Source organism: Bartonella sp. AP40SXNS (assembly GCF_042195825.1).
Taxonomy (GTDB): domain Bacteria; phylum Pseudomonadota; class Alphaproteobacteria; order Rhizobiales; family Rhizobiaceae; genus Bartonella.
On sequence record NZ_JBHIPB010000031.1, the window covers coordinates 1 to 5,076 of the forward strand.

Annotated in this window: 3 protein-coding genes and 2 pseudogenes; all 5 read left to right on the plus strand. The window is 37.4% G+C overall.

Features of this window, described 5'->3' with window-relative positions; translation table 11 throughout:
- A pseudogene (locus ACFILZ_RS09170) lies at window positions 1-402 on the plus strand (virulence-associated protein E); the annotation flags it as partial.
- A gap of 105 nt (window positions 403-507) precedes the next feature.
- The gene (locus ACFILZ_RS09175) at window positions 508-798 is read left to right on the plus strand and encodes a CopG family ribbon-helix-helix protein (RefSeq protein ID WP_375610963.1); all 291 of its coding nucleotides are present in this window, start codon (window positions 508-510) and stop codon (window positions 796-798) included.
- Window positions 795-1,067, plus strand: a complete 273-nt coding sequence (locus ACFILZ_RS09180) for a type II toxin-antitoxin system RelE/ParE family toxin (protein ID WP_375610964.1) — start codon at window positions 795-797, stop codon at window positions 1,065-1,067. Before ACFILZ_RS09175 ends, ACFILZ_RS09180 begins: the two co-directional genes overlap by 4 nt.
- Window positions 1,068-1,206: 139 nt before the next feature.
- A pseudogene (locus ACFILZ_RS09185) lies at window positions 1,207-2,205 on the plus strand (DUF3987 domain-containing protein); the annotation flags it as partial.
- Between the two features lie 589 nt (window positions 2,206-2,794).
- A partial coding sequence (locus ACFILZ_RS09190; RefSeq protein ID WP_375610965.1) for a DEAD/DEAH box helicase family protein occupies window positions 2,795-5,076 on the plus strand: 2,282 nt, incomplete at its 3' end.

The window sequence follows — 5,076 nt, forward strand, 5'->3', positions numbered from 1 at the left end:
GAGAGAGCAAAAGCAATTTGGCAACAAAGCCAACCAATCAAAAATACTTTAGCAGAAACCTATTTACGTATGCGGGGGATCACATGTGATTTGCCTACAGATTTACGCTTTTACGACAAATGTCCACACCCTTTAGGGATTACACTGCCCGCGTTGGTTGCTCTTGTTAAGGGTGCTGGCTCCTTTGCCATTCATAGAACCTTTTTACAAGCCAATGGCTGCAAAACAGATCAAAAACCAGCAAAAGCCATGTTAGGGTCTGTTATGGGTGGTGCTGTGCATTTAAGTCAAGCCAATCCAAAACATCTGGTCATTTGTGAGGGCATTGAAACCGGTCTAGCTCTACTGTCTGGGTTGTTAACAGAGCCCGTTGATTTATGGGCGTCCCTTTCAACCCTATGAAAATGCAAAATAGATATAAAATATCTATTCTAATAGTACCTATTGAAGAAACAGTAAAAATACATTACATTAGAACTACTTTGTAACACATTAAGTGGTCGTAAAATGGCTGAGACAACATTTACCTTTCGCGTCGATGATGTATTAAAAAATGAATTTTCCAAAGCAGCAAAGGCGTGTGATAGATCTGGTGCACAATTATTGCGCGATTATATGCGCGATATCGTAAAAGAACAAAAAGAAAAAAGTGCATACGATTTATGGTTTCGGGAACAAGTTCAATTAGGGATAAATTCTGCTAATGCAAGTGATATAATGTCTTCTGAAGAAATCGAAGCAGAAGCAAAAGAATGGCGCTTAAAGACACAAAGTAAACTAGATAGATCAACTTTATGAAGCTAATTTGGACACAAGTAGCACACGTTGACCGCAAAAAGATACGTGAATACATATCACAAGATAATCCTTCCGCTGCCTTAAAGTTTGATCAACTTTTATCTGAAAAAGTAGAAAAACTTGTTAAATTTCCTACCCTTGGTCGTTTAGGACGAATTGTAAATACACGTGAACTTATTGTACATCCAAATTATATCATGATTTATGATATTTCAAATGGCGTTGTGCGTATTTTACGTGTGCTCCATACAAAGAAAAAATTTCCTTAATCAACTGTATTTTTATTTATTTTGTAATTGAAGAAAATTATTTTCTACAATACTGCGCTCCGTATCAGTAAATAATGATAAATTATTATTTTTCTAATATTGCGAATATGATTGCATAATGCACTTTGCACACCGCTTAGTTTCTACTCGTAAAAATGAAGATGACACTATTGTCAATGATGTGTCTGTTGAAAAGCTTGGGGAACTCTTAAAAGAAAACCCCCGTGGTCTCTTAATGGTGCGTGATGAATTGGCTGGCTTTTTAGCCAATCTAGAAAGAAAGGAATATCAATCAGACCGCGCCTTTTATTTAACAGCTTTTAATGGCGATGATCAATTTACTTATGACCGTATAGAGCGTGGAACCATTTTTATCCCTTATGTCACTTTATCCATGATTGGAGGCATTCAACCTTCACGCATTATTCCGCTCATTCAAGCCATACACCGTGGAATAAACGATGACGGTTTATTGCAACGCTTTCAAATGATTGTCTGGCCCGATGACAATAAAGAGTGGCAATTGGTTGATAAACCGCCCAATCAAGAGGCCTGGCAAAAGTATGAAGGGGTATTTCGCTCTTTTCGTGATAAACGCTTAGGTTCTCCCGAACAACCACTGATTATGCGTTTTTCTCCTAAAGCACAAGTGAAGTTTTATGAATGGTTCGAGCATCTTCATAAAGAGGCAAAAGGAGGTACTCACTCAGAAAGCTTACAATCGCATGTTTTAAAAATGCCAAAAACCATAGCAAGCCTTGCGTTGATTTTTGAACTTCTTGATAGTGGTGGTTTAGAAATTGGTCTCTATGCCATTACAACAGCCTTGCGTTGGGAAAAATATCTGTTAAGTCATGTCAAAAGACTTTATGCGGCGGGGGATACATTAACAGCAGAGCGTGCAAAATTAATTGTTGAACGCTGTGATTGTTTACCCGATGTTTTTATAGCAAGGGATGTTTATAAACGTGATTGGAAATATTTAACAGACAATCAAACCGTTAAGCAAGCTTTAGAGCTTTTATGTCGTTGTAACTATATTCGTGAAATCTCTGGAGAGAATAACTCCCAAGGCGGTCGACCTACCATACGTTATGAATGGCACCCTTTAGTGAAAAGTCATAAGACATCACACTGAGGCAATTTGGAAATCTTATAAAACATTAAACAATATAACAGTGAACCTTTAAAGCACTTCCCATCATTAGTTTTTGGGGGGGTATGGGGGTTTTGGGGGGTCTTTTTACCCCCCCTTATATATATTTTTTAGTCAAAAATAAAAGTTATTATATTTCAATAAGTTAATCTTTCAAATAAACAACCTATATTAAACATAACACATAAATACAATTTTTAATATATATCTAAGAGGGTTTTGTAGGTGTTTTGGGGGTTTTAAAAACAGACAAAACCTATCTATAAAATAATTCATAAAACCTATCAAAATACTTATTCTGATGTTTTAAAGTCCATGGTGCATTTGTCTTGATTAACAGGTCAATTAACACATCAAATAAACAGCAAATTTCACTATTTTGCTGATCTGATCCCGTATCATGGGCTGTGGATAAACCGCATTTAAAAAACCTTTTGAAAAAAATTTATCCGCTTTTTAGCATTTTCCGAATTTTTCACACTATTCATTCAAAATGGATTTAATAAGCTTTATTTTGATTCTTTTGAAGAGAATTAATCAATAGAATATATTGTCATGGAGTTTATTCTTTATGCTTCGCCCTCATCATTCTGATAATGAACACGTCACTTTACGCTCTCTCTTAGAATATTATCGTCAACAAGCAAAATCACCCCGTGAATTGGGAACATTGTTTGAAAATCTTGTCATGGCTTATCTTATGCATGACCCTCTCCATTATGGACGATATGAAAAGGTAGAAACCTATTATGAATGGGCTGAAGAGCGTGAAGGTTGGAATAAAAATGATATCGGCATTGATCTGGTGGCAAAGCTTCGCAATCAAGAGGGATATGTGGCTATTCAATGTAAGTTTTATCAAGCTGACCATCAGATCAGTAAAAAAGATATTGATAGCTTTATCGCTGCCTCTGGAAAAGACATCTTTAAATATCGTCTTCTCGTTGATAGTACGGAAGTGGAATTAAGTGACAATGTGAATGCCATGATTAAAGGACAAGCGATACCCGTTTATCGTATTGACCTTCGTCATATGGAAAACAGTCGGATAGATTGGCAAATATTTGCAACAAAACAAGAAGTCCTTCTTAAGTCAATCAAAGAGCCTCGTCCCCATCAAGAAGAAGCCATCAAGAAAGTCTGTGAAGGTTTAAAAGAAGCAGACCGTGGCAAGCTGATTATGGCATGTGGTACGGGGAAGACTTTCACCAGTTTGAAGATAGCAGAAACCCTTGCTGGGAAAGGCAAGCGTGTTTTGTTTCTGGTACCTTCTCTGGCTTTAGTCTCGCAAACAATCCGTGAATGGACAGCCGATGCACAAGTCCCGTTGCGTTCCTTTGCCGTGTGTTCTGATACGAAAGTAGGCAAGCGCCGTAAAAATCAAGATGATATTGTTGGCATGGAAACATCAGATCTTGTGCTCCCTGCTACCACGGATGCCCAAGCCCTTGCCAAAGAAGCGCGTGAAAACCTAACAGATGCAATGACGGTTATCTTTTCAACTTACCATTCTATCCAAGTGCTTTCGGATGCACAAAAAGACCATGGGTTACCTGAATTTGATCTGATCATTTGTGATGAAGCCCATAGAACAACTGGTGTTGTGTTGGGAACAGAAAAGCATGAATCTGAATTTATCAAGGTTCATGACAATAGCATTATTCGAGGCAAAAAACGCCTCTACATGACAGCAACCCCAAAGATCTTTAGTGACAAGCTGAAAAGGAATGCTTTCTTATCCAATAACGTTTTGGTGTCCATGGATAATGAAAAACTCTATGGCAAACAACTTTATACTTACAACTTTTCACGTGCTTTAGAGGATAAGCTGTTAGCACCTTGTAAAGTTATCATATTAGTTGTCAATGAAAAAGAAGTAAGCCAATCCATTCAACATCTTATTACCGATAAGAATTATGAACTTATTCTTGACGATAGGACCAAGATTAATGGCTGTTATAGAGCCCTTACCAAAATGGATCTGAAACTTGATCTTGAAGATGACCCCAATCCCATGCGTAGAGCTTTAGCATTTTGCAAAGATATTGAGACTTCTAAACGCATATGCAAGGAATTCAAAAAAGAAAAAGTTCAAGAATCTTTGCACGCCCTTCATAAAAACTATAAAGATACTCCCCCTCTTAACTGTACTCTTGCCCATATTGATGGAACCTTTAGTGCTAAAGAGCGTACAAAACAACTTGAATGGTTAAAGGAAGATGCGGGGGAAAATACCTGCCGTGTACTTACCAATGTACGCTGTCTTTCTGAAGGTGTTGATGTTCCTGCTCTTGATGCCGTTCTATTTTTACACCCGCGAAAAAGTCAAATTGAGATTATTCAAGCAATAGGACGTGTAATGCGTCGAGCAGAGGGTAAAAAAAGAGGCTATATCATTCTACCCGTTGGGATACCCGCTGACATTCCGCCGGAAATAGCCTTAGAAAACAACCAAAAGTATAATGTCATCTGGCAAGTTCTCAATGCTTTACGTGCTCATGATGATAACTTTAATAAAATAATTCACCATATGCACAAAAAACAAGACGTAAGCGATGCTCTTGAAATTGTTGCTGCTTCTCAAGAACTTGCGTTAGAAGATACGACCACGGTTATTGATGATTTACCTATACGCTCAAAATTAGAGTATTCAGGACTTAATATTGGGTTAGCAACTTACGAATCTTCTCACACATGTGAAGAACAAGGAGAACTCCCCCTTTTTTCTAAATGTAAAGATGTCATTAGAACTGCTATTGTTAATAGATTTTACGATCCTAGCTATTGGAAAAAATGGGCAATAAATGTTGGTGATCTTGCTCAAACTCATATCACACGCTTAACTGAAGTTTT

What these genes read in the sequence shown, in the direction of transcription:
- ACFILZ_RS09180 (WP_375610964.1), top strand. Translation starts at nt 795, where the DNA reads ATGAAGCTAATTTGGACACAAGTAGCACACGTTGACCGCAAAAAGATA.
- ACFILZ_RS09175 (WP_375610963.1), top strand. Translation starts at nt 508, where the DNA reads ATGGCTGAGACAACATTTACCTTTCGCGTCGATGATGTATTAAAAAAT.